The sequence below is a fragment of the Cellulosimicrobium cellulans genome, from assembly GCF_016921195.1.
Lineage (GTDB): Bacteria > Actinomycetota > Actinomycetes > Actinomycetales > Cellulomonadaceae > Cellulosimicrobium > Cellulosimicrobium cellulans_F.
Genome location: NZ_JAFGYF010000006.1, coordinates 229,216 through 251,561, shown reverse-complemented (window position 1 = coordinate 251,561; position 22,346 = coordinate 229,216). Strand labels below are relative to the sequence as shown.

Below are 22,346 nucleotides of genomic sequence, written 5' to 3'. Positions count from 1 at the left end.
CGTCGTCGGTCACCCCCGGGCCGGCCCCGACGCCGCCGGGACGAGCGCGGCGCTCGACGCCGCGCAGCGTCGCGCGTAGGCGCCCGGCGTGGACCCGGTCGTGCGGGCGAAGTCGCTGCCGAGGTGCGCCTGGTCGTAGTAGCCGACGGCGGTCGCGAGCGCCGCGAGGTCCTGGTCGGGGTCGGCCGCGAGCAGGTCGGCGGCGAGGTGCACGCGATGACGCTGGAGGGCCCACTTGGGGCTCACGCCGACGTATGCGGCGAAGAGGCGCTGGAGCGAGCGCGACGACGTCCCGACGACCGCCGCGAGGTCGCCGACGCCCGCGCCGGGTCCGAGCTCGCCGCCTACGAGGGCCGCGAACGCGCGCGCGACGCGGTCGAGGTCCCGCTCGGCGCGGGCGGTCCGGGCTCGCTCGGCCCGCGAGCGCAGGAGCGGCTCGACGGCGCGCGCCGCGTCCTCGTCCCGGCCGGCGCGGGCGAGGCCGAGCGCGGCGGCCCCGGTGCGCTCCGCCGTCGGGCCGAGGAACGCGGCCGCGGGGACTTGCACGCCCGGGCGCACGGCGTCCGGGTGCCCGAGCAGCACCCGGAACGCACCCGGCCGCAGCTTGGTCCCGACGACCGCGCCAGAGCCGGTCAGGGTCCGCTCGAACAGCCCGGGCGGGATGCCGTGCGCGACGTAGCCCGACTCCTCGGCGACCACGTTCGCGACGGGGTGCGGCACCAGGACCTGGGAGAACGACTCCCCCGGCGGCAAGTCCCAGCGCACGACCCAGTGGCGCTCGACGAGGTCCGCGAGGTCCGGCGACGGCTCGACACGCACGAGCTCGAACCCGCGCCGCGCCGCGGTGGGGTCCACCAGGCCCCGGACGGACGTCGTCGGCCGCCGCCGAGCGCCTGCGCCCGCAGCGGCGGGACCACCGGGTTCGAACACCTGTCGCATTCCTCCAAGACTGGCACGTCCCGCCGACACGAGCATGGTGGTACGGCCCGCACCTCGCGGGCGACCACGACGAGGAGGACACCATGGAGATGTCGGCACTGCACCCCAACGTCACGGTGAGCGGCGCGCGCGAGGCCATCGCGTTCTACGAGGCCGCGCTCGGCGCCGAGGTGGTCGACACCATCATGGCGGGCGACGCCGTCATCCACTCGGACCTGCGCCTCGTCTCCCCCGCGGGGACGAGCACGTTCACCGTCGCGGAGGCGTTCCCGCCGGACTCGGTCGCGCCGGAGCCCGGAGCCCCCACGCACGCGTCGTTCACCGTCCCCGTCGAGGACGCCGACGCCGCGTACGCGCGGGCGCTCGCGGCCGGCGCGTCGAGCCTGGCCGAACCCGCGGACTGGTTCGAGGGGTTCCGCCAGGCCGCCGTCCGCGACCCGTTCGGGCACCGCTGGTACTTCGTCACCGTCGCGGAGTCCGTCACGGCCGAGGACGTGCAGCGCGCGAGCGACGCCTGGGTCGCCGAGCGCGGCTGAGACCGCCCTCTCTCGTGCGCCCGCGGAGGCTCAGGCCGGCGGGCGCACGAGCCGCGCGTGGAACTGCATGGCCGAGACGTCCGTGAGCGAGGCGACCTGGTCGATCACCACGCGCAGCCGGGCTGCGTCGTCGGGGGCCGCCTGCCAGTCCGCGGCGAACGACGGCTCGAGCGCGACGGGCGCGCGGTCGGAGAAGACGTGGACGAGGTCGGCGATGACCTCGCGCTGGCGCTGGTAGAGCGGCTCCTGCTCGCGCGGCGCCATGACGTACGCGACCGCGACGCCCTTGAGCACGAGGATCTCCGCGACCGTCTCGTCCGGGACGACGAGCCGCGCCGCGTACCGGGTCAGCGGTCCGTCCCCGTAGAGCGCGCGCGTCGCGTCCTGCGCCGCCCCGGTGAACCGGCCGATGAGCTGGCTCGTCGCGTCCTTGAGCGCGGCGAGAGCGCGGCGCGACCCGTCGAACCCGGTGACCAGGTGCCCGGTGCCCTGGAGGCGCGTGATCGCGGCGTCGAGCGCCGCCTCGTCGTACGCCGTGCCGTACCAGGAGTGGACCGCGCGCACGACGCGTGCGCGCTCGTCGGGGTCGTCGAGCACGGCGAGCTCGATGCGCCCGCCGACCACCGCGTCCTCGACGTCGTGCACGGAGTACGACACGTCGTCCGCGAGGTCCATGACCTGCGCCTCGAGGCACTTGACCTGCACGGGGGCGCCGGCGCGCAGCCAGTCGAACACGGGCCGGTCGTCCTCGTAGACGCCGAACTTGTGGGTCGGGCGGCCGTCCGCGCGCAGCGGCGCCTCACCCGCCCCCCACGGGTACTTGACGCTCGCGTCGAGGCTCGCGCGCGTGAGGTTGAGCCCGTACGACCGCCCGTCCTCGTCGACGACCTTCGGCTCGAGCCGCGTGAGGAGGCGCAGGGTCTGCGCGTTGCCCTCGAACCCGCCGACGTCGACCGCGAGGTCCGCGAGCGCCCGCTCGCCGTTGTGCCCGAACGGCGGGTGCCCCAGGTCGTGCGCGAGGCACGCGGTGTCGACGATGTCCGGGTCGCAGCCGAGCGCCTTGCCGATCTCGCGGCCCACCTGCGCGACCTCGAGCGTGTGCGTCAGCCGGGTCCGGACGAAGTCGTCGCTGCCCGGCCCGAGCACCTGGGTCTTGGCGCCGAGGCGGCGCAGCGCGGAGGAGTGCACGATGCGCGCGCGGTCGCGCTCGAACGGCGTGCGCGCGCGGGACTTCGCGGACTCGACGAACCACCGCTCGGTGTCGGCGTCCGAGTACGACGCCGTGCCCTCCTCGCCGCGCGCCGGGCGCGGGCCGGTCCCCACGACCGCGGGGTCGAACGCCTCCTGCTCGAACGTCTGCACGGGCCCCAGCGTAACGACGCCGGTCAGGACGTGGCGGACGGCGTGCGGGCCGTCACGGGCGTACCCTCCGCGTATGGGTGCAGCGCGTGCGCTCGAGCTGCGGGCCGTCACCGTCGACGGCGTGGTCGAGGTCGTCCCGTACGTGGACGGCCGGTCGCTCGTGGACGTCGTCGGACGGTTCGAGTCGGCGCGTGGGTACTCCCCCGCGGGCGCGTACGGCGGGCTGGTCCCCGCGTTCTTCCGGTACGGCGACGCCGCGCACCAGTGGTACGGGCGCGGGCGGACGCCGTCGGGCGGGCACGCGTGGGTGCTCGCGTGCGACTGCCACGAGGCGGGCTGCTGGCCGTTCGAGGTGACCGTCGACGCCGACGCGACGACCGTCGTCTGGCGTGACCTCACCCAGCCGTTCCGTCCAGAGTGGGACTACTCCGCGCTCGGCCCGTTCACGTTCGACCGCGCGCAGTACGACGACGCCGTGCGCCAGGTCGCGCACCTCTTCGGCTGAGCGCTCAGCCCAGGCGCCACACCCCGACGGCCGGGCCGTCGCCCGCGAGCCGCGCCCCGCCGTCGTGCGGGGTGAGGTCCAGCGTGCCGTGCAGCCGCTCCGCGTCCCCGAGGCCCCCGAGCGCCGGGTGCAGCGTGACGCCGCCCCAGGGCGCGCGGGCGAGCGCGACGAGCACGCGCTCGCCGGGCGTCTCGCGCAGGTAGACGAGGGCGTCGTCGTCGACGTGCACCCAGCGCAGGCCGCCGTGGCGCAGCGCGTCCGAGCCCCGCCGCACCGCGACGAGCGCCCGGTAGAGGTCGAACGTCGCGGCGTCCCAGCGTGCGTCGTCGTCCCAGGGCATGGTCGCGCGTCCGTGCTCGCCGTTGAGGCCCGTGAGGCCCACCTCGTCTCCCGCGAACACGACCGGCGTGCCGGGGTAGGTGAGCAGGAGCGTCGCCGCGACCTCGACCATCTCCCGCGAGCCGACGATCGAGCGCAGGCGCGGGGTGTCGTGCGAGCCGAGCATGTTCCACTGCGACGCCGTGACGCGCCACGGCAGCACGGCGTCGAACTCGCGCATGGTCGCGACGACGTCGCGCCCTCCACGCCGCGGCGTGCGCACCGGCAGCCCGAGGTACGGCACGGGCGAGTCCACCGGGGACAACCACGTCCAGGCCGGGCGCGTGAACGCCGAGTAGTTCATGTTCGCGTGCCAGCCGTCGCCCGCCAGGTCGCCCGACGCGTCGTGGAAGTGCTCCGCGACGAGCGCCGCCTCGGGGTTCATGGCCCGCATGGTCGCCCGCAGGCGTCGCGCGACCTCGAGCGTGCGGTCCTCGGCGCCGAACCGCCCGGTCATGTTCGCGACGTCGATCCGCCACCCGTCGAGGCCGAACGGCTCGCCCAGGTACCGGCCGACGACCGAACCCGGGCCGTCGATCATGCGCGCCCCGAGCTCGGCCGAGCCGTACGAGAGCTTGGGCAGCGACGCGTGCTCGAGCCATCCCACGTACCCGGGCTCGCCGTCGGTCCAGTAGTAGAAGTCGCGCTCCGGCGCGGCGGGGTCCGCGAGCGCCCGCGCGAACCACTCGTGCCCGGCGCCGGTGTGGTTGGTCGTGAGGTCGCCCATGACGCGCAGCCCGCGCGCGTGCGCGGCCCGGATCAGCGACGCGTACGCCGCGTCCCCGCCGAGCAGCGGGTCGACGTGGTCGAACGTGCTCGCGTCGTAGCGGTGGTTGGAGCGGCCCGGGAAGACGGGGGTCGTGTACAGGGTCGTGACGCCGAGCGCGACGAGGTGGTCGAGCCGCTCCTCGATGCCCGCGAGGTCGCCCCCGTAGAGCTGGGTGCCGACGTCGGGCCCCGAACCGAACGGCTCGTCGCCCCAGGCCGCGGGGACCGCCCACTCCGGGAGCGGCCTGCCGTCGGCCGCGGCCGAGCGCGCGAACCGGTCCGGGAAGACCTGGTAGACGACGCCGTCGCGCATCCACGCGGGCGCGCCCTCGTGGACCGTGAGGCGGAAGTCCGCGGCGTCGGGGACGTCGCGGTCCCACACCCCACGGCCGTTCAGCCAGCGGTAGCCGCGCTCGCCCTCGTCGAGGAAGAACCGGTACCCGGTCACCGGGTTGTGCACGAGCACCTCGGCGACGAACCAGTCCTCGTGCTCGTCCGAGCGGTCGAGGCGCGCGGGCGCGAGCCTCGGCTCGCCGTCGCGCACGGTGCGCAGCCAGACGTCGCGCACGCCCGCGGCACGGGGGACGCGCACGCGGACGGGGACCGTGTCCCCGAGGGCGGGGACGCCCTCGGGGACGTACAGCGCCGAGCCGTCGTGGTGCGGGACGGGGGTCGCGACGTCGCGCACGCGGTCAGCCCTTCACGGAACCGGCGGTGAGCCCGCCGACGATGTACTTCTGGAGGAAGAGGAACAGCACGAGGATCGGGATCGCGGCGAGCACCGCGCCCGCCGCGAACAGGCCCCACGGCGCGTTGCGCTCGTCGGACGCCCACTGGTAGAGGCCGACGGCGAGCGTGAGCTTCTCCGACGACTGCAGCACGGTCTTGGCGATGATGAACTCGCCGTAGGTCCCGACGAACGAGAGCAGCCCCACGACCGCGAGGATCGGCGCGACGAGCCGCAGCACGATCGTCCAGAAGATCTGCGCGTGCGTGGCGCCGTCGATGCGGGCCGCCTCGTCGATCTCGCGCGGCACGGTGTTGAAGAACCCGTACATGAGGAACGTGTTCACGCCGAGCGCACCGCCGAGGTACACCATGATCAGCGCGACGTGGTTGTCCGTGCCGAGCACGGGGAACACGTCGCCCAGGGCGAGGAGCAGCAGGAAGATCGCGACGACCGCGAGCATCTGGGGGAACATCTGCACGAGCAGCAGCGTCGTGAGCGTCCCGCGACGGCCCGTGAACCGGAAGCGCGAGAACGCGTACGCGGCCGCGCCGCCCATGAGCACCGTCCCGACCGCCGTGACCGACGAGACGAGCAGCGAGTTGACGAACCAGCTCGGGAAGTTCGAGTCGAACAGCTCGGCGTAGTTGGTGCCGGCGACCGTACGGAACAGGTCGTTCGAGCCGGTGAGCGTGCCGCCCGGGTTGAGCGACGCCGACAGCACGTACAGCAGCGGGACCACGCAGTAGACGATCGCGACGACGCCCACGACGTGGCGCCAGCCGATCTCGGACCACCAGCGCCGGCCGCGCGGGCGGCTCGTGTCGCGCAGCGGGGTGGTGGGGGCGCCCGCGCCCGAGCCGGGCCGGGAGGACGTGGCGCTCGCGGGCGTGCCGGGCGCCGTGACGGTCAGGTCGCTCATGTCACAGCTCCTCGAGGGTGCGGGTCCGGCGGAAGCCGAGCCACGAGATCAGTCCGACGATGACGAAGATGAGCAGCGAGACGGCGCTCGCGAGACCGTACTGCTTGACGCCCGAGTCGAACGCCACGGAGTAGACCATCGAGATGAGGATGTCCGTCGATCCGACGAGGATCGGCGACCCCTCGAAGTTCGGCCCGCCGCCCGTGAGCATGTAGATCAGCGTGAAGTTGTTGAAGTTGAAGGCGAACGACGAGATGAGCAGCGGCGCGACCGAGATCATCAGCAGCGGCAGCACGATCGAGCGCACCGTGCGCCAGCGGCTCGCGCCGTCCATGCGCGCCGACTCCAGGACGTCCGACGGGATGGACTGCAGCGCGCCCGTGCAGATGAGGAACATGTACGGGAAGCCGAGCCAGAGGTTGACCCCGAGGACCGAGAGCTTCGCGAGCCACGGGTCGGTGAGCCACGGGATCTCGGCCCCGCCGAGCAGGACCTCGTTGACGAACCCGAACCGCTCGTTGAGCATGCCCTTCCACACGAGCGCCGCGAGGAAGCCCGGGAACGCGTACGGGAGGATGAGTAGCGCGCGGTAGACCTTGCGGCCCCGCACGCGCGGGTCGTTGAAGGTCATCGCGAGGAAGAGCCCGAGCACGAACGTGGACGCGACGGACACGAAGGCGAAGACGAAGGTCCACGTGAGGATCTGGAGGAACGGCCCGGAGACGCGGTCGTCCGCGAAGATCTTGGTGAAGTTCTCGAACCCGACGCCCACGCGCCAGCCCGGCGTGAGCGCCTCGCCGTCGGCGGAGACGAAGCTGCCGCGGTCGTTCGGCGTGTAGGTCACGCCCGTCTCGGTGTTCGTGAAGGTGTCGATCGCCTCGTCGTACTGGAGCACGGGGAGGAAGACGTAGGAGACGGAGCCGTCCTGCGTCCGCAGGCCGCCGTCGGCCGGGTCGTCGGACACCGGGACGCGCAGCTGGGTGATCTCACCCGACCGCGCGGCGATCTGGGCGAAGTCGAGGACCTCGTAGCCGTCGACCGCGACGACGCGGTCGCCGGCAACCTCGCCGTCCGCCGGGGCGAGCGGGGTCTCGGCGTCGCCCACCTCGACCTCGCCGTCGCGCACGACGGCGAACGCGAGGTCGTCACCGGACGTCACCACGGTGAGGGGGTACGCCTGCGAGCCCTCGACGCGCCGCTCGTTCTGCGCGGAGATGGCCTCGATGGCGTCGGCCTTCGTCGAGTTGTGGCCGTCGCCGTAGTTCGTGAAGGCGACGTAGCCCGTGTAGACCATGACGAACAGCTGGTACACGAGCAGGAGCAGCAGGCCTGGGTAGAGGTACTTCGCCGGCACCATGCGGCGCGAGAAGTACACCCAGTCGGCGACGGCGACCGCGGCGACCAGCACCGCGACGATGCCCCACGAGCCGACCGCGGCGGCCGTCCACACCCCGTACAGGCCGAGGGCGTTCACGAGGGCCATGAGGGCGAGCTTCACCCAGAAGCCCGGGCTCATGTGGCGTGCGTGCGACTCGTTCCGTGGCGCGTCGACCTCCGTGCTCGTCGGGCTGGTCGGCCTCGGCGCCGTGTCCTGCTTGCTCATTGCGCTCTCTCCGGTCTCTGGCGGCCGTCGGTGGCCGTCCTGCGCGGCGCCGCGGGATCGCGTTCCCGTGACGCGTGGCGCGAGGCCCCGCCCACGACGGGCGGGGCCTCGCTACGACGCTGCGGGGATCAGCCCGCGTCGATCGCCGACTGGATGTTGTCGACCATCGTCTGCCACGCGGCAGCCGGGTCGGCGGCCTGGCCGGAGACGATCTGGACCTCGGTGACGCCCCAGAACTGCCAGACCGAGCCCATCTCGGGGATCGACGGCATGGGCGCGGTGCCGGCGGCGTCCGCGAACTGGGTCATGATCGGGTCGGTCATCATGTCGGCCGCGGCGGTGAGGGCCGGGGCGCGGCCGCCCGCCTGGGCGAGCTGGAGCTGGACGTCCTGCGTGCCGAGGAAGTTCACGACGAACTCGTTCGCGAGGACGGCGTTCTGCGTCTTGGCGCTGATGAAGGCGCCCTGGACGCCGACGAACGGCATCGCGGGCTCGCCGCCCGCGCTCGGGACCGGGAGGACAGAGATGTCCATGCCGGCGTCGGTGAACTCCGTCGCGTACCAGGGGCCGGTCACGATGTACGGCGACTGGCCGTCGAGGAACGCCTGCTTGGCCTTCTCGCCGTCGATCGCCGGGTCGAGCACCTTCTCGGAGCCGAGCTTGGCGAGGTAGTTCGCGAACGCGGTGCCCTGCTCGCCGCCGAGACCGAGCTCGGTGCTGTACGAGCCGTCCTCGTTCTGGACGAAGACCGGGGCGCCGAACGACGTCTGCAACGGGTACAGGTGGTACGCGTCGCCCTCGTCGCCCTGCTGGATGATGACCGGGTACTGGGCGCCGGTCGTCGCGTTCTGCGCGATGAGCTCGTCGAACGTCGCGGGCGTCTCGCTCGCGAGCTGGTTGTTGCGGACCAGCGCGATGTTCTCGACCGCGTAGGGGACGCCGTAGACGGCGCCGTCGTAGGTGAACGCCGAGATCGAGACGTCGGAGAACTCGGCGGCCTTGTCGCCGAGCTCGACGGGCTGGACGACGCCGTTCGTCACGAACTCGCCGGTCCAGTCGTGCGCACCGACGACGACGTCCGGGCCCTTGCCCGTCGGCACCTGCTGCACGAACTCCTCGCGGATGTCGCCCGAGGCCTTCTGGACGAGCTTGACGTCGACGCCCTTCTCCTCCTTGAACTGGGCGGCCAGCTCCTTGAAGACGTCGATGCGGGTCTCGTCGACCCACACCGTGAGAGAGCCGGCCGACGTGGTCTCCTCCGGCTCCGTGGTGCTGTCGTCGCCGCTGTCGCCGGACGAGCAGGCGGCCAGCGCCAGCGTCGTGGTCAGCGCGGCGGCAAGAAGGATGCTCCGTCGCATCGGGTCACTCCAAGCGTGTCGTGATGGGTGGTGGTCCGACTGACCGTGGTGTCGTGCCGGGCCCTGATGCGACGACCGTAGAGCGCGAGGTGGCACCGATGCAAGTCGTTGCGGTAACTTTCATGCAACGCATTGCAGGGCGCCGCCCGGCGCCCACCCGCCTCCCCCGGTCGACGGGTCCGCGCGCCTCCACGGAGATTCGCGGCTCGCCGGTCGGACGACCAGGACGAGGAGGTCCGGTGTCCCCTACGCTTCCCCATGTGCGCACCCGTCTCAGCGATCTCGCCGCCCAGGCCGGCGTCTCCACCGCGACGGTCTCGCGCGTGCTCAACGGGAAGCCCGGCGTCGCGAGCGAGACCCGCCAGGCGGTCCTCGCCGCGCTCGACGTGCTGGGCTACGAACGTCCCTCGACGCTGCGCACCCGCTCCGCCGGCCTCGTCGGCCTCGTCGTCCCCGAGCTGACGAACCCCGTCTTCCCCGCGTTCGCCCAGACGATCGAGTCGCTCCTGTCGGAGCACGGGTACACGCCGCTGCTGTGCACGCAGTCGCCCGGCGGCACGACCGAGGACGACTACGTCGACATGCTCATGGACCACGCGGTCGACGGCATCGTCTTCGTCTCGGGCCTGCACGCCGACACGCAGGCGAGCCACGAGCGCTACGAGCGCCTGCGCAGCCGCGGGATCCCGATCGTGCTGGTGAACGGCTTCGCCGAGGGCATCGACGCGCCGTTCGTCTCGCCCGACGACGTCGCGAGCGTCGAGCTGTCGGTGCGCCACCTGGTCTCGCTCGGCCATCGCAGCATCGGGCTCGCGATCGGGCCGGACCGGTTCGTCCCCGCCCAGCGCAAGCTCGCGAGCTTCGCCGAGTCGCTCGTGCGGCACGGGCTCGTGGCCGACGAGTCCGAGGCGGCGCAGCACGTCGTCGTCACCCTGTACACCGTCGAGGGCGGCCAGGCGGCGGGCGGCGAGCTCATCGACTCGGGCCACACCGCGATCGTCTGCGGCTCCGACCTCATGGCGCTCGGCGCGATCCGCGCCGCGCGCTCGCGAGGGCTGCGCGTGCCCCAGGACGTGTCGGTGCTCGGTTACGACGACTCGCCCCTCATCGCGTTCACCGACCCGCCGCTGACCACGGTGCGCCAGCCGGTGAACGCGATGGCGCACGCCGCCGTGAGCGCGCTGCTCACGGAGATCGCGGGCGAGCGCGCGCCGCGCACCGAGCTCCTCTTCCAGCCGGAGCTCATCGTCCGCGACTCCACGGGCGCCGCCCCGGCGACGGCCTCGTCCACCGCCTGACGGCAGCACGAACACAGCACGACGCACGCCGCGGCGTCGTCGACGCGTCCGCCGCGCCCGTCGCGGGCGGCCGTCGCCCCGCCACCGCAAGCGCTTACACTCGACGGAGGGTCGGCGTCACCCCCGCTCCGCCTGCCGAGTGAACCCCCTGAGAACACCTGAAACCCCGCACGTGAGGACCGACAGCTCGATGACTCGTATCGATTCGACGCCGACCGCCAGCACCGCCGCGACGGCCACCGCACCGGCGCCCTTCAGCACCGGGGCGCTCGTGCACGCCGGCCCCGGCGAGGCGCCGGAGTGGTGGCGCGACGCCGTGATCTACCAGGTCTACCCGCGCTCGTTCGCGGACGGCGACGGCGACGGCGTCGGCGACCTGCCTGGCATCACGTCCAGGCTCGACCACCTGGCCGAGCTCGGGGTCGACGCCGTGTGGCTGAGCCCGTTCTACCGCTCGCCCCAGAAGGACGCGGGCTACGACGTCGCCGACTACCGCGACGTCGACCCGCTGTTCGGCACGCTCGCCGACTTCGACGAGCTGCTCGCCCAGGCGCACGCACGCGGCATCCGCGTCATCGTCGACCTCGTCCCGAACCACACCTCGGACCAGCACGCGTGGTTCCAGGCCGCGCTCGCCGCGCCCGAGGGCTCGCCCGAGCGTGCGCGCTACGTGTTCCGCGAGGGCGAGGGCGAGCACGGCGAGCTGCCCCCGAACAACTGGCAGTCGATCTTCGGCGGTCCCGCGTGGACACGGGTGACCGCCGGGGCGAACGCCCGCCCCGTGACCGGGGCCGAGGGCGAGACGCCCGGCCAGTGGTACCTGCACCTGTTCGACTCCACGCAGCCCGACCTCGCGTGGGACAACCCCGAGGTGCGCGAGGAGTTCGAGCAGGTCCTGCGCTTCTGGCTCGACAAGGGTGTGGACGGGTTCCGCGTCGACGTGGCGCACGGCATGATCAAGGCCGACGGCCTGCCCGACTGGGACGGCACGGTGTCCATGGTGGAGGGCACCGAGGCCGCCGACGGCGAGGAGGAGACCGACCCGGGCGCGCCCGAGGACGGGTCGACGGGCGCCGGCAACTCGGGCCCGATGTTCGACCAGGACGGCGTGCACGAGATCTACCGCGCGTGGCACCGCGTCCTCGCCGAGTACGACGGCGACCGCGCGCTCGTCGCCGAGGCGTGGGTCGAGCCGCTCTCGCGGCTCGCGCGCTACGTGCGCCGGGACGAGATGCACCAGGCGTTCAACTTCTCCTTCCTCACGACCGCGTGGTCCGCGGCGCCGCTGCGCACCGTGATCGCGGCGTCGCTGCGCGCGAACGACGAGGTCGGTGCGCCCACGACGTGGGTCCTGTCGAACCACGACGTCGTGCGGCACGCGTCGCGCCTCGGCCTCGCCGACCCCGGCCTGCGCCCCAACGGGATCTTCGCGCACGACCCGCAGCCCGACGAGGAGCTCGGCCTGCGCCGCGCGCGTGCCGCGTCGCTCCTCATGCTGGGCCTGCCCGGGTCGTCGTACCTCTACCAGGGCGAGGAGCTGGGCCTGCCCGAGCACACCGAGCTTCCCGACGACGTCCGCGAGGACCCCGCGTTCTTCCGCACCCGGGGCGCCGAGGCGGGCCGCGACGGCTGCCGCATCCCGCTCCCCTGGCGCGCCGACGCCGACGGGTTCGGCTTCGGCCCGACCGGGAAGACGTGGCTCCCCCAGCCGGAGTCGTACGCGCGGTACGCCGCCGACGTGCAGCGCGGCGTCGAGGGATCGACCTACGAGATGTACCGCACCGCGCTCGCGACGCGTCGCGCGGAGCGCCTCGGCTCGGGCACGCTCGCGTGGGTCGAGGAGTACGCCGACTCGGCGGACGTCGTCGCGCTGCGCAACCGCGACGTCGTGGTCCTCACGAACCTCGGCGCGGAGCCGGTCGTCCTGCCGCACGGCGCGGAGGTGCTCGTGGCGTCGGGCCCCGTCCTCACGGACCGCTCCGCGGACCCGCAGGTCCGCGTGCCCTCCGACACGACGGTGTGGCTGCGCGCGCGCTGACCGCGCGGCCGACACCGCACTCGAGCACGGCCGGGGCCCTCCGGGGCCCCGGCCGTCGTCATGCCCGCAGCCCGGACTCGAACGCGGCGCGGACGACCTCGGTGGCGAACGCCGCGTCGTCGGCGTAGTCGGACGCGGAGCACACGACCGCCCCCGGCGCGACGATGCGCCACCACGGTCCTGCGACCGAGACCACGAGCAGGGCACCGCGGACGTCACCGATCCCGACGCCGTGCGTGCGGGCCACGTCCTCGGCGAGCGCGCGACGGTCGTCTGCCTCCGCTCGTCGGTGCAGCCTCCTCGCGCGGTCCGCCTCGCGCGCAGCGAGGGCGCGGCGCGCCTCGGGGAACAGGTGCACGACGGCGTCGCGCAGCGCGGGCGCGTCGCCCAGCGCCGCGAACGCGGGCGGTGAGCCGACGGCGTCCCACGCGACGGACCGCGCGCGGACCCAGGCGAGGAACGCCTCCTCACCCGGTGGAGGCTCCTCGGTCCGGCCGGCGGCGTCGAGCGCGAGGGCCGCGCGCCACCAGGCGAGCCACCGCCGTGCCGCGGCGTCGCGTCCCTCCGCAGGGAGCAGCGCCGACCGGTCGGGCGGTCCGGGCTCGCAGCGCGGCGGCGCGTCGTCGGCCGCGACGACGAGCCCGAGCGCGTCGCGGACCCGCACGAGGAGGTCGAGGTCCGCGCTGTCGGACACCGACAGGCGCCACGACGACCGGCCCGCGAACCGCACCGCAGTCCCCTCACTCGTCTCCGTCCGACCGGGCGTCAGCCGCCGGAGACGCTCAGCTCGGCCTCGCGCAGGCGCTCCTCGTGCTCGGCGTCGAGCTCGCGCGAGTCCAGCCAGCCGTAGGGCAGGTGCGGCGTCTTGGGGGACCCGGCACGACCGCGCTGCCCCTCGGCGGCCTCGCCCGGGTAGGGCGCGTCCTGGTCGAGGTCGTCGAGCAGCGCGCGCAGCTCGGCGAGCGTCGAGACCATCGCGAGCGCGCGGCGTGCGTCGCCCCCGACGGCGTAGCCCTTGAGGTACCACGCCATGTGCTTGCGCAGGTCGCGCATGCCCTTGCCCTCGTCACCGTCGAAGTAGTCGATCATGAGCTCGCCGTGGCGGTAGATCGTGCCGGCCACCTCACGCAGCCCGGGGCGCACGCGCTCGGGCCGGCCCGCGAACGCGGCGGCGAGGTCGGCGAAGAGCCACGGCCGCCCCTGGCAGCCGCGGCCGACGACGACACCGTCGCAGCCCGTCTCGCGCACCATGCGGACGGCGTCCTCGGCGGACCAGATGTCGCCGTTGCCGAGCACGGGCACGCTCGTCACGGCCTCCTTGAGGCGCGCGATCGCGGCCCAGTCCGCGGTGCCGGAATAGTGCTCGGCGGCCGTGCGCGCGTGCAGCGCGACCGCGGCGACACCCAGTCCCTCGGCGATCCTGCCCGCCTCGAGGTAGGTGAGGTGGTCGTCGTCGATGCCCTTGCGCATCTTCACGGTGACCGGCACCCCGTACGGGCGGGCCGCCTCGACGGCGCCCCGCACGATCGCCGTGAAGAGGTCCCGCTTCCAGGGCAGGGCCGCTCCTCCGCCCTTGCGCGTCACCTTGGGCACGGGGCAGCCGAAGTTCAGGTCGACGTGGTCGGCGCGGTCCTCGGCGACGATGATGCGCACGGCCTCCCGCACGGTCGCCGGGTCCACGCCGTACACCTGCGCGGACCGCGGCGACTCGTCCGCGCCGAACGTCACGATGCGCAGCGCCTCGGGGTTGCGCTCGACGAGCGCGCGGCTCGTGACCATCTCGGCGACGTACAGACCGGGGTCGTCGCCGCCGGAGGCGCCGGCCTCTCGGCACAGCGTGCGGAAGGCGCGGTTCGTGACGCCCGCCATCGGGGCGAGGACGACCGGCGTCTCGACGACGATCGGGCCGATCCGCAGCGGCGGCACGAGCGGACCGGTCCCCGGGTCGGGGCGGTCGGTCGTCGTGCTGAGGGCAGGAGCGGGTGCAGTCACGCGCTCCATTGTCACACCCGGCTCCTGGTGCACGGCGAGCCCCGTTTCGACGAGCGAGCGGGAGACGGTCGTGGCAACGTTGAGGAGGTCCGGCAATACGGGCCGGACACGGACGAAAGGGACGACATGCCTCTCTGGCTCATCCTGGTCATCGTCGGCGCCGTGCTCCTCATCCTCGGCGTCGCCATCGAGGCCGCGAAGATCCTCATCTGGATCGGCATCATCGTGCTCGTCGTGAGCCTGGTGATCGGCCTTCTCAACAGGGCTAAGGGGGCGGCCCGCTAGCGCGAGGCCGCAGGGGGCGACGCGTCCCGACGAGACGCGACAGGAGGGGCGGGACCGTACGGTCCCGCCCCTCCTGCATGCCCGGCGCGCCGAGCCGGTGACGCGTCAGGCGCCGAGCAGGCGCCCGGCGAGGTACTCGGTGACCTTGTCCAGGGCGACGCGCTCCTGGCTCATCGAGTCGCGGTGGCGGATCGTCACGGCCTGGTCGTCGAGCGTGTCGAAGTCCACGGTGATGCAGAACGGCGTGCCGATCTCGTCCTGGCGGCGGTACCGGCGGCCGATGGCGCCGGCGTCGTCGAAGTCGACGTTCCAGTACTTGCGGAGCTCGGTCGCGAGGTCCTTCGCCTTGGGCGAGAGCTGCTCGTTGCGGCTCAGCGGGAGCACGGCGGCCTTGACCGGCGCGAGGCGGTGGTCGAGGCGCAGGACCGTGCGCGTGTCCACGCCGCCCTTCGCGTTCGGCGCCTCGTCCTCGGTGTACGCCTCGACGAGGAACGCCATGAGCGAGCGCGTCAGGCCCGCGGCCGGCTCGATGACGTAGGGCACCCACCGCTCGTTCTTCGTCTGGTCGAAGTACGACAGGTCCTTGCCGGAGTGCTCGGCGTGCGTCTTGAGGTCGAAGTCGGTGCGGTTCGCGATGCCCTCGAGCTCGCCCCACTCCGAGCCGGAGAACCCGAAGCGGTACTCGATGTCGACCGTGCGGGTCGAGTAGTGCGACAGCTTCTCCTGCGGGTGCTCGTACAGACGCAGGTTGTCGCGTGCGATGCCCAGGTCGACGTACCAGTCGGTGCGCGTGTCGATCCAGTACTGGTGCCACTCGGCGTCCGTGCCCGGCTCGACGAAGAACTCCATCTCCATCTGCTCGAACTCGCGCGTGCGGAAGATGAAGTTCCCGGGCGTGATCTCGTTGCGGAACGACTTGCCGATCTGGCCGATGCCGAACGGCGGCTTCTTGCGGCTCGCGCCCATGACGTTGGCGAAGTTCACGAAGATGCCCTGCGCCGTCTCGGGCCGCAGGTAGTGCAGGCCGGACTCGTCCTCGACGGGGCCGAGGTACGTCTTGAGCATCATGTTGAAGTCGCGCGGCTCGGTCCACTGCCCGCGGGTGCCGCAGTTGGGGCACACGATCTCGGCGAGGCCGCCCTCGGGCGCGCGGCCCTTCTTCTCCTCGAACTCCTCGATCATCTGGTCCTCGCGGAACCGCTTGTGGCAGTGCAGGCACTCCGTGAGCGGGTCGGTGAAGACGCCGACGTGGCCCGAGGCGACCCACACCTGGCGCGGGAGGATCACGGACGAGTCGAGGCCCACGACGTCGTCGCGGCTCGTGACCATCGCCCGCCACCACTGCTTCTTGATGTTCTCCTTGAGCTCGGTGCCCAGGGGCCCGTAGTCCCACGCGGAGCGGGTACCGCCGTAGATCTCGCCCGAGGGGAAGACGAACCCGCGCCGCTTGGCGAGGGAGACGACGGCGTCGAGACGGGCGGTGGTTGAGGGCGCTGCGGCCACGGACATCACTCCTGGTGCTCACGGCCCCGCACGTGGCTCGTGGGGGCTGGACGGGTGGGCGGCGCCCGCACGGGCGCCGACCGACCAGCGTACCCGGCCGTGACCGGCCTCACCGGGAACGGTTTTGACATCCATTCTCAAGAAGGCGGACACTGGGGCTATGCACCGCTCCCCCGCCCTGCGCCGTCGCGCCCTCGCCACCACCGCCGCCCTCGCCACGGTCGCCCTCGCCGCGGCGTGCTCCCCCGGGGACGGCGGCGGCCCAGGAGGCCGAGACGACGGGCGGCTCCAGGTGCTCGCGTCGTTCTACCCGCTCCAGTACGTCGTCGAGCAGGTCGGCGGCGAGCACGTCGACGTCTCCAACCTCACCCCGCCCGCGGCCGAGCCGCACGACCTCGAGCTCGCACCCGCCCAGGTGCGCTCGATCGGCGACGCCGACCTCGTCGTCTACCTCTCGGGCTTCCAGCCCGCGGTCGACGAGGGCATCGAGCAGCGCGCCCCGGAGCACGTGGTCGACGCCGCCGGGTCGGCGGGGCTCGAGGAGCACCCGGGTGAGGACGCGCACGCCGACGAGAGCGCGCAGGAGCACGCCGAGCACGCGGACGAGTCCGGCGACGGCCACGACCACGGCCCGACGGACCCGCACTTCTGGCTCGACCCGACCCGCCTCGCCGCCGTCGGCGACGCCGTCGCGGACGAGCTCTCGGCGATCGACCCCGACCACGCGGACGACTACGCGGCCGGGGCCGCGGCCCTCACCGCGGACCTCGACGACCTCGACGCCGAGTACGCACAGGCGCTCGAACCGTGCGCGGGCGCGACCCTCGTGACGTCGCACGAGGCGTTCGGCTACCTCGCGGAGCGCTACGACCTGCACCAGGTCGGCATCTCGGGGATCGACCCCGAGGCCGAGCCGTCGCCCGCGCGCCTGCGCCAGGTGGGCGAGGTCGTCCGGGAGAACGGCGTGACCACGCTCTTCTTCGAGACGCTCGTCAGCCCCAAGGTCACCCAGACGCTCGCCGACGACCTCGGCGTCGAGACCGCTCTCCTCGACCCGCTCGAGAGCCTCGCGGACGGCGCGACGGACTACCGTGAGGTCATGGAGTCCAACCTCGAGGCGCTCACCTCCGGCCTCACGTGCTCATGACGGGCGCACCGGAGCTCGTCGCCGCGCGCGACGTCCACGTGACCCTCGGCGGGAGCGAGATCCTGCGCGGCATCGACCTCACGGTTCGCGCCGGCGAGGTCGTCTCCGTCCTCGGCGCGAACGGCTCGGGCAAGTCGACGCTCGTGCGCGCGCTCGTCGGGATCGCCCCCCTGTCCCGCGGCTCCGTCGACCTCTTCGGCGCGCCGCTCGGGCCGCGCCTGCCCTGGCAGCGCCTCGGCTACGTGCCCCAGCGCGTGAGCGCACCGTCGGGCATGCCGTCCACGGCGTCCGAGGTCGTCGCCTCCGGCCTCCTCGGCGGGGGCCGGCTCCGACTCCCCCGCGGCTGGCGTGCCCGCACGGCGGAGGCGCTCGACCTCGTGGGCCTCGCCGACCGCGCCGACGACTCGACCGCCGAGCTGTCGGGCGGCCAGCAGCAGCGCGTGCTCATCGCGCGCGCCCTGGTCCGCCGGCCCGACCTGCTCGTGCTCGACGAGCCGGTCGCGGGGGTCGACAAGCCCAGCCAGGAGGCGTTCGCCACCACCATGACGCGGCTCGTGGGCGACGGGCTCACCGTGCTCGTCGTGCTCCACGAGCTCGGGGCGCTCGCCCCGCTCATCGAGCGCGCCGTCGTGCTCCGCCACGGCCGCGTCGTGCACGACGGCGCCCCGCCCCGCGCGTCGTCGACCCACGCCGGCGCCACGCACCAGCACCTGCACCCGCACGAACCGGCGGACGTCGGCAACCGCTCCGCCGGGCCCGAGACCGGGCTCACCGACACGCTCAACCCCGACCTCGCCGCGGGCCACGCACCCAGGACGGCCTCATGACCACGTTGTCCTCCGAGATCTCCTTGATGCTCACCGACCCGCTCATGCAGCGCGCGCTGGTCGCCGCGCTGCTGGTGGGCGTCAGCGCGCCCGTGGTGGGCACCTACCTCGTGCAGCGCAAGCTCTCGCTCCTCGGCGACGGCATCGGGCACGTCGCGCTCACCGGCGTGGCGCTCGGGTGGCTCGTCGGCGCCGCGATGGGCGTCGTCCCGAACGACGCGCTCGCGATCCCGGGCGCGGTCGTCGCGGCGGTGCTCGGCGCAGTCGCCATCGAGGTGGTGCGCGAGCGGGGCCGGACCAGCGGCGACCTCGCGCTCGCGCTCCTCTTCTACGGCGGCATCGCCGGCGGCGTGCTGCTCATCAGCCTCGCGGGCGGCTCGTCCGGGAGCCTCATGCAGTACCTGTTCGGCTCCATCTCGACCGTCACGCCCTCGGACCTCGTCCTCACGATCGTGCTCAGCGCCGTCATCCTCCTCGTCGGGGTCGGGCTGCGCGCGGCGCTGTTCTCCGTGAGCCACGACGAGGAGTTCGCGCGGGCGTCGGGCCTCCCGGTCCGCACGCTCAACATCGCCGTCGCCGTCGTCGCCGCGCTCACCGTGACGGTCTCCATGCGGGTCGTGGGGCTCCTGCTCGTGAGCGCGCTCATGATCGTCCCTGTCGCGGTCGCGCAGCTCGTCACGCGCTCGTTCCGCCGGACGATGCTCGTCGCGTCCGTCGTGGGCGTGGTCGTGTGCGTCGTCGGGCTGTCCTTCACCTACTGGAACAACGTCTCGCCCGGCGCGACCATCGTGGTCCTCGCGATCGCCACCTACCTCGTCGTGGCCGTCCTGCGACCCCTGTGGGTGCGGCGACGCCCGCGCGTGGCGCGGGACCCGCACCCGGACATCCCCGACGACGTCGAGCTCGACCTCGTACCCTCAGGGGCGTCGAACCGCACACCTGGAGGTGACTCGTGCAGCGCATGACCCGCCAGCGCGCCGCCGTCTCGGACGCGCTGGAGGACCTCGACGACTTCCGCAGCGCCCAGCAGCTCCACGAGATCCTGCGCACGCGCGGCGACAACGTGGGCCTCGCCACGGTCTACCGCACGCTCCAGAGCCTCGCGGACGGCGGCGACGTCGACGTGCTGCGCACCGAGGAGGGCGAGAACCTCTACCGCCGGTGCGAGCGGCGCGAGCACCATCACCACCTCGTGTGCCGCACGTGCGGCCGCACGGTCGAGATCGACGGCCCGACCGTCGAGGCGTGGGCCAACCAGGTGGGCACGTCGCACGGCTTCGTCGACATCCAGCACACGATCGAGCTGTTCGGCACGTGCTCGGGGTGCGCACGGGCCACCGCCGCGCAGGGCTGAGCCGTGCCCGACGCGCTGGACGGCGCCCCGTTCGCCGCGCTCTTCGCGTTCTTCTTCGCGATCGCGTTCGTGCGGACGCAGGCGACGTACTGGATCGCGCGGCTCGTCACGACGTGGACGCTCGACCGCACGCGCCCCGTGAGGCCGTGGGTCGCACGCGTCCACGCGTGGCTCTCCGGGCGCTCCGCCGCGCGCGGGATCGAGACCGTCCGGCGGTGGGGCGTCCTCGCCGTCCCCGTGTCGTTCCTCGCGACCGGCACCAAGACCGTCGTCAACGCCGCTGCCGGCGTCGTCCGCATGCCGTTCGGCCGCTACCTCGCCGCGATGACGCTCGGCTGCGCGGTCCACGCGACGATCTACGCGACCGTGGGCTGGGCGGTGTGGACGGCCGCCTTCGCCGCGGCCACGGGGTCGCCCTGGGGCGTCGCGGTGCTCGTCGCGCTCGTTCTCGCCGTGGTCGTCGGGGTGGTCGTCACGGTCCGCCGTCGGGCCGCTCGAGATCCCGGGGTCGTGGCAGGGTCGATCGTCGCGCTCGACGGGCACGGCGTCGCCCTCGACGCCGACGCCCGCGCCCCCGACGCGAAGGACGCGCCGCGCCTCGACCGATGAGCCGGCGCGCGGCCGGTAGTCCGATCGTGCACGACGGTCTTCCTCCTGCTGCCCGGCCCCGCCTCAGCCGACCGCCGTCGCGGAGGCGTCGGCCGCACCGACGCAGAACTGGTTGCCCTGCGGGTCGGCGAGCACGGCCCAGCGGTAACCCGGCATCGTGTGCTCGGCGACGAACGTCGCCCCGTCGGCGACGAGCGCCGCGACGTCCGCCTCCCGGTCCGACGTCCCGAGGTCCAGGTGCAGCCTGTTCTTGCCGGGGGTCGGGTCGTCGACGCGCTGGAAGCCGAGGACCGGGGCGGTCACGCCCTCGGCGGGCACGACCTCGAGGAACCAACCGTCCGACTCGTCGACGACCCGCCCATTGAGCTGGCGCGCCCACCACTGCGCCAGCGGACGGGGGTCGGTGGAGTCCACGGTCACCATGCCGATGCTCAGAGCCATGGCGCGCACGCTACCGGTCGGCGCCCACGCCGGCGCGACGGCGACCGGGGCGCGACGTCAGGCGGTGCCGCCCACCGCGTCCACGGCGCCGCCGTAGCGGCGGTCGCGGCGCGCGTACTCCTCGACCGCGCGCCACAGCGACCGGCGGTCGACGTCGGGCCACGGCTCCGGGAGGAACACGAGCTCGGCGTACGCGGCCTGCCAGATCATGAAGTTGGACGTGCGCTGCTCTCCCGAGCTGCGCAGGAAGAGGTCGACGTCCGGGAGGTCGGGCTCGTCGAGGTGCTGCTGGACGGTGCGCTCGGTGATCTTGCCCGGGTCGAGCCGCCCGGCCGCGACCTCGCGCGCGATGGCGGCCGCCGCGTCGGCGATCTCCGCACGGCCCCCGTAGTTGACGCACATCGTCAGCGTGCAGACGTCGTTGTCCTTCGTCTGCTCCTCCGCGATCTCGAGCTCCTTGATCACGGACGTCCACAGGCGGGGGCGGCGCCCCGCCCACCGCACGCGCACGCCCCACGAGTCCATCTCGTCGCGGCGGCGGCGGATGACGTCGCGGTTGAAGCCCATGAGGAAGCGGACCTCCTCGGGCGAGCGCTTCCAGTTCTCGGTCGAGAACGCGTACGCCGAGACGTGCTTGACGCCGATCTCGATCGCGCCCGCGACGACGTCGAGCAGCGCCGCCTCGCCGGCCTCGTGGCCCGCGGTGCGCGGCAGCCCGCGCGCGTTGGCCCAGCGGCCGTTGCCGTCCATGACGACGGCCACGTGGTTCGGCACGAACTGCGCCGGGATGGCGGGAGCCCGCTCGCCGCTCGGGTGCGCGAACGGCGGCACGTACGACCGCTTCGCCATCAGGCGTCCGCCCCGGTGGCCCGCGGGTCCGCAGGGACGCCGACCGGTCCGGCGGGCGAGGCGGCGGGCGCGTCCCGCTCGACCATGCGCAGTGATCGCAACGTTCTCTCCAGGTGGTATTGGCTGTACGCGGCCACGAGGCCGCTCGCTTCCTTGCGGTGCCGGGCGTCCGACGCGTCGGCGGTCTCCCACTCCCCCGCGAGCAGCGCGGCGAGCAGGGCGAAGGTCTGGGGGGCGGGCGCCGTCGACCCGGGCGGGCGGCAGCGCGAGCACACCGCGCCGCCCTGCGCGACGGCGAACGCGTGGTGCGGACCGGGCTCGCCGCACCGCGCGCAGTCGACGAACGACGGCGCCCAGCCCGCGACGGCCAGGGCGCGCAGGAGGTAGGAGTCCAGGACGAGGCCCGGTGCGTGCGCCTGCTCGGACAACGCCCGGAGCGCCCCCGCGAGCAGCCAGTACTGCTGCACCGCGGGCTCCCGCTCGTCCGCGACGAGCCGCTCCGCCGTCTCCAGCATCGCCGCGCCCGCCGTGTACAGGCCGTAGTCCTCGCAGATCCGCCGCGCGTACGGGCCGATCGTCTCCGCCTGCGTCACCGTGTCCAGCGAACGGCCGACGTAGAGCTGGACGTCGACGACCATGAACGGCTCCAGCCGCGCCCCGAACCGCGACGACGTGCGCCGTACCCCCTTGCCCACCGCGCGCACCTTGCCGTGCTCGCGCGTGAGGAGGGTGACGATGCGGTCCGCCTCGCCCAGCTTCTGGGCGCGCAGCACGATCGCGTCGTCTCGGTACAGCACCACTCCCCCATTCTCCGTCATCCCGCCCACGCCCGGTGCCGGCTCCGCGGTACGGGTCGCGTCATACCCGGGCGGTCCGCGGTGCGACGGGCGGCGAGCGCGACACTC

Annotated in this window: 22 protein-coding genes; 10 read left to right on the top strand and 12 right to left on the bottom strand. The window is 73.5% G+C overall.

Annotated elements, in window-relative coordinates; genetic code table 11:
* Positions 1–9: 9 nt before the first annotated feature.
* Positions 10–855, bottom strand: a complete 846-nt coding sequence (locus tag JN535_RS14375; RefSeq protein WP_205206213.1) for an AraC family transcriptional regulator — start codon at positions 853–855, stop codon at positions 10–12.
* 167 nt (positions 856–1,022) lie between these two features.
* Here JN535_RS14375 and JN535_RS14370 point away from each other — a divergent pair, with 167 nt between their 5' ends.
* Positions 1,023–1,475 carry a VOC family protein gene (locus JN535_RS14370; RefSeq protein ID WP_205206212.1) on the top strand — a complete coding sequence of 151 codons (453 nt, stop codon included), beginning with the start codon at positions 1,023–1,025 and terminating at the stop codon, positions 1,473–1,475.
* Between the two features lie 30 nt (positions 1,476–1,505).
* Here JN535_RS14370 and JN535_RS14365 read toward each other — a convergent pair whose 3' ends face one another.
* Positions 1,506–2,798 carry a deoxyguanosinetriphosphate triphosphohydrolase gene (locus JN535_RS14365; protein ID WP_307868749.1) on the bottom strand — a complete coding sequence of 431 codons (1,293 nt, stop codon included), beginning with the start codon at positions 2,796–2,798 and terminating at the stop codon, positions 1,506–1,508.
* A gap of 112 nt (positions 2,799–2,910) precedes the next feature.
* Here JN535_RS14365 and JN535_RS14360 point away from each other — a divergent pair, with 112 nt between their 5' ends.
* Positions 2,911–3,342, top strand: coding sequence for a hypothetical protein (locus tag JN535_RS14360; RefSeq protein WP_205206210.1), 432 nt, complete (start codon positions 2,911–2,913; stop codon positions 3,340–3,342).
* A gap of 4 nt (positions 3,343–3,346) precedes the next feature.
* Here JN535_RS14360 and JN535_RS14355 read toward each other — a convergent pair whose 3' ends face one another.
* The 4 genes from JN535_RS14355 to JN535_RS14340 all read right to left on the bottom strand — a co-directional run bounded on the left by JN535_RS14355 (position 3,347) and on the right by JN535_RS14340 (position 9,098).
* Positions 3,347–5,176, bottom strand: a complete 1,830-nt coding sequence (locus JN535_RS14355) for a glycoside hydrolase family 13 protein (RefSeq protein ID WP_205206209.1) — start codon at positions 5,174–5,176, stop codon at positions 3,347–3,349.
* A gap of 4 nt (positions 5,177–5,180) precedes the next feature.
* The gene (locus JN535_RS14350) at positions 5,181–6,137 is read right to left on the bottom strand and encodes a sugar ABC transporter permease (RefSeq protein ID WP_205206208.1); all 957 of its coding nucleotides are present in this window, start codon (positions 6,135–6,137) and stop codon (positions 5,181–5,183) included.
* A gap of 1 nt (position 6,138) precedes the next feature.
* Positions 6,139–7,740 (bottom strand): ABC transporter permease subunit, encoded by a 1,602-nt coding sequence (locus tag JN535_RS14345; RefSeq protein ID WP_205206207.1) that lies wholly within the window; start codon positions 7,738–7,740, stop codon positions 6,139–6,141.
* Positions 7,741–7,868: 128 nt separating this feature from the next.
* Entirely contained in the window at positions 7,869–9,098 is a 1,230-nt protein-coding gene (locus tag JN535_RS14340) for a sugar ABC transporter substrate-binding protein (protein ID WP_205206206.1), read from the bottom strand.
* A gap of 260 nt (positions 9,099–9,358) precedes the next feature.
* On the opposite strand from JN535_RS14340, the gene JN535_RS14335 reads away from it, so the two are divergent.
* Together JN535_RS14335 and JN535_RS14330 are read left to right on the top strand one after the other, a co-directional pair.
* Positions 9,359–10,396 carry a LacI family DNA-binding transcriptional regulator gene (locus JN535_RS14335; RefSeq protein WP_307868741.1) on the top strand — a complete coding sequence of 346 codons (1,038 nt, stop codon included), beginning with the start codon at positions 9,359–9,361 and terminating at the stop codon, positions 10,394–10,396.
* A 190-nt stretch (positions 10,397–10,586) separates the two neighbouring features.
* Positions 10,587–12,434 carry a glycoside hydrolase family 13 protein gene (locus JN535_RS14330; protein WP_205206204.1) on the top strand — a complete coding sequence of 616 codons (1,848 nt, stop codon included), beginning with the start codon at positions 10,587–10,589 and terminating at the stop codon, positions 12,432–12,434.
* Between the two features lie 58 nt (positions 12,435–12,492).
* Here JN535_RS14330 and JN535_RS14325 read toward each other — a convergent pair whose 3' ends face one another.
* Positions 12,493–13,128, bottom strand: a complete 636-nt coding sequence (locus tag JN535_RS14325; RefSeq protein ID WP_205206203.1) for a hypothetical protein — start codon at positions 13,126–13,128, stop codon at positions 12,493–12,495.
* A 71-nt stretch (positions 13,129–13,199) separates the two neighbouring features.
* A complete protein-coding gene (dusB, locus tag JN535_RS14320; protein WP_205206254.1) occupies positions 13,200–14,435 on the bottom strand; it encodes a tRNA dihydrouridine synthase DusB in 1,236 nt (411 codons plus the stop codon).
* 117 nt (positions 14,436–14,552) lie between these two features.
* Between dusB and JN535_RS14315 the strand changes: the two genes are divergently transcribed.
* Complete coding sequence (locus JN535_RS14315; protein ID WP_021483859.1) at positions 14,553–14,711, top strand: hypothetical protein; 159 nt, start codon at positions 14,553–14,555, stop codon at positions 14,709–14,711.
* Positions 14,712–14,816: 105 nt separating this feature from the next.
* Here JN535_RS14315 and JN535_RS14310 read toward each other — a convergent pair whose 3' ends face one another.
* Complete coding sequence (locus JN535_RS14310; RefSeq protein WP_205206202.1) at positions 14,817–16,220, bottom strand: glycine--tRNA ligase; 1,404 nt, start codon at positions 16,218–16,220, stop codon at positions 14,817–14,819.
* Between the two features lie 154 nt (positions 16,221–16,374).
* Here JN535_RS14310 and JN535_RS14305 point away from each other — a divergent pair, with 154 nt between their 5' ends.
* The 5 genes from JN535_RS14305 to JN535_RS14285 are packed head-to-tail and all read left to right on the top strand — an operon-like array spanning position 16,375 to position 20,151.
* A complete protein-coding gene (locus JN535_RS14305) occupies positions 16,375–17,361 on the top strand; it encodes a metal ABC transporter substrate-binding protein (RefSeq protein ID WP_205206201.1) in 987 nt (328 codons plus the stop codon).
* On the top strand, positions 17,358–18,188 hold the full coding sequence (locus JN535_RS14300) for a metal ABC transporter ATP-binding protein (RefSeq protein WP_205206200.1): 831 nt from the start codon (positions 17,358–17,360) through the stop codon (positions 18,186–18,188). Before JN535_RS14305 ends, JN535_RS14300 begins: the two co-directional genes overlap by 4 nt.
* A complete protein-coding gene (locus tag JN535_RS14295) occupies positions 18,185–19,153 on the top strand; it encodes a metal ABC transporter permease (RefSeq protein ID WP_205206199.1) in 969 nt (322 codons plus the stop codon). Before JN535_RS14300 ends, JN535_RS14295 begins: the two co-directional genes overlap by 4 nt.
* Positions 19,150–19,542, top strand: coding sequence for a Fur family transcriptional regulator (locus JN535_RS14290; RefSeq protein WP_205206253.1), 393 nt, complete (start codon positions 19,150–19,152; stop codon positions 19,540–19,542). Before JN535_RS14295 ends, JN535_RS14290 begins: the two co-directional genes overlap by 4 nt.
* 3 nt (positions 19,543–19,545) lie before the next feature.
* A complete protein-coding gene (locus tag JN535_RS14285; protein WP_205206198.1) occupies positions 19,546–20,151 on the top strand; it encodes a DedA family protein in 606 nt (201 codons plus the stop codon).
* 63 nt (positions 20,152–20,214) lie between these two features.
* On the opposite strand, the gene JN535_RS14280 is transcribed toward JN535_RS14285, so the two are convergent.
* The 3 genes from JN535_RS14280 to recO are packed head-to-tail and all read right to left on the bottom strand — an operon-like array spanning position 20,215 to position 22,241.
* Positions 20,215–20,592, bottom strand: a complete 378-nt coding sequence (locus JN535_RS14280; RefSeq protein ID WP_205206197.1) for a VOC family protein — start codon at positions 20,590–20,592, stop codon at positions 20,215–20,217.
* A 57-nt stretch (positions 20,593–20,649) separates the two neighbouring features.
* Positions 20,650–21,441 carry an isoprenyl transferase gene (locus tag JN535_RS14275; RefSeq protein ID WP_205206196.1) on the bottom strand — a complete coding sequence of 264 codons (792 nt, stop codon included), beginning with the start codon at positions 21,439–21,441 and terminating at the stop codon, positions 20,650–20,652.
* Positions 21,441–22,241, bottom strand: a complete 801-nt coding sequence (gene recO, locus JN535_RS14270) for a DNA repair protein RecO (protein ID WP_205206195.1) — start codon at positions 22,239–22,241, stop codon at positions 21,441–21,443. The genes JN535_RS14275 and recO overlap by 1 nt, the downstream gene beginning before the upstream one ends.
* Positions 22,242–22,346: the final 105 nt, after the last annotated feature.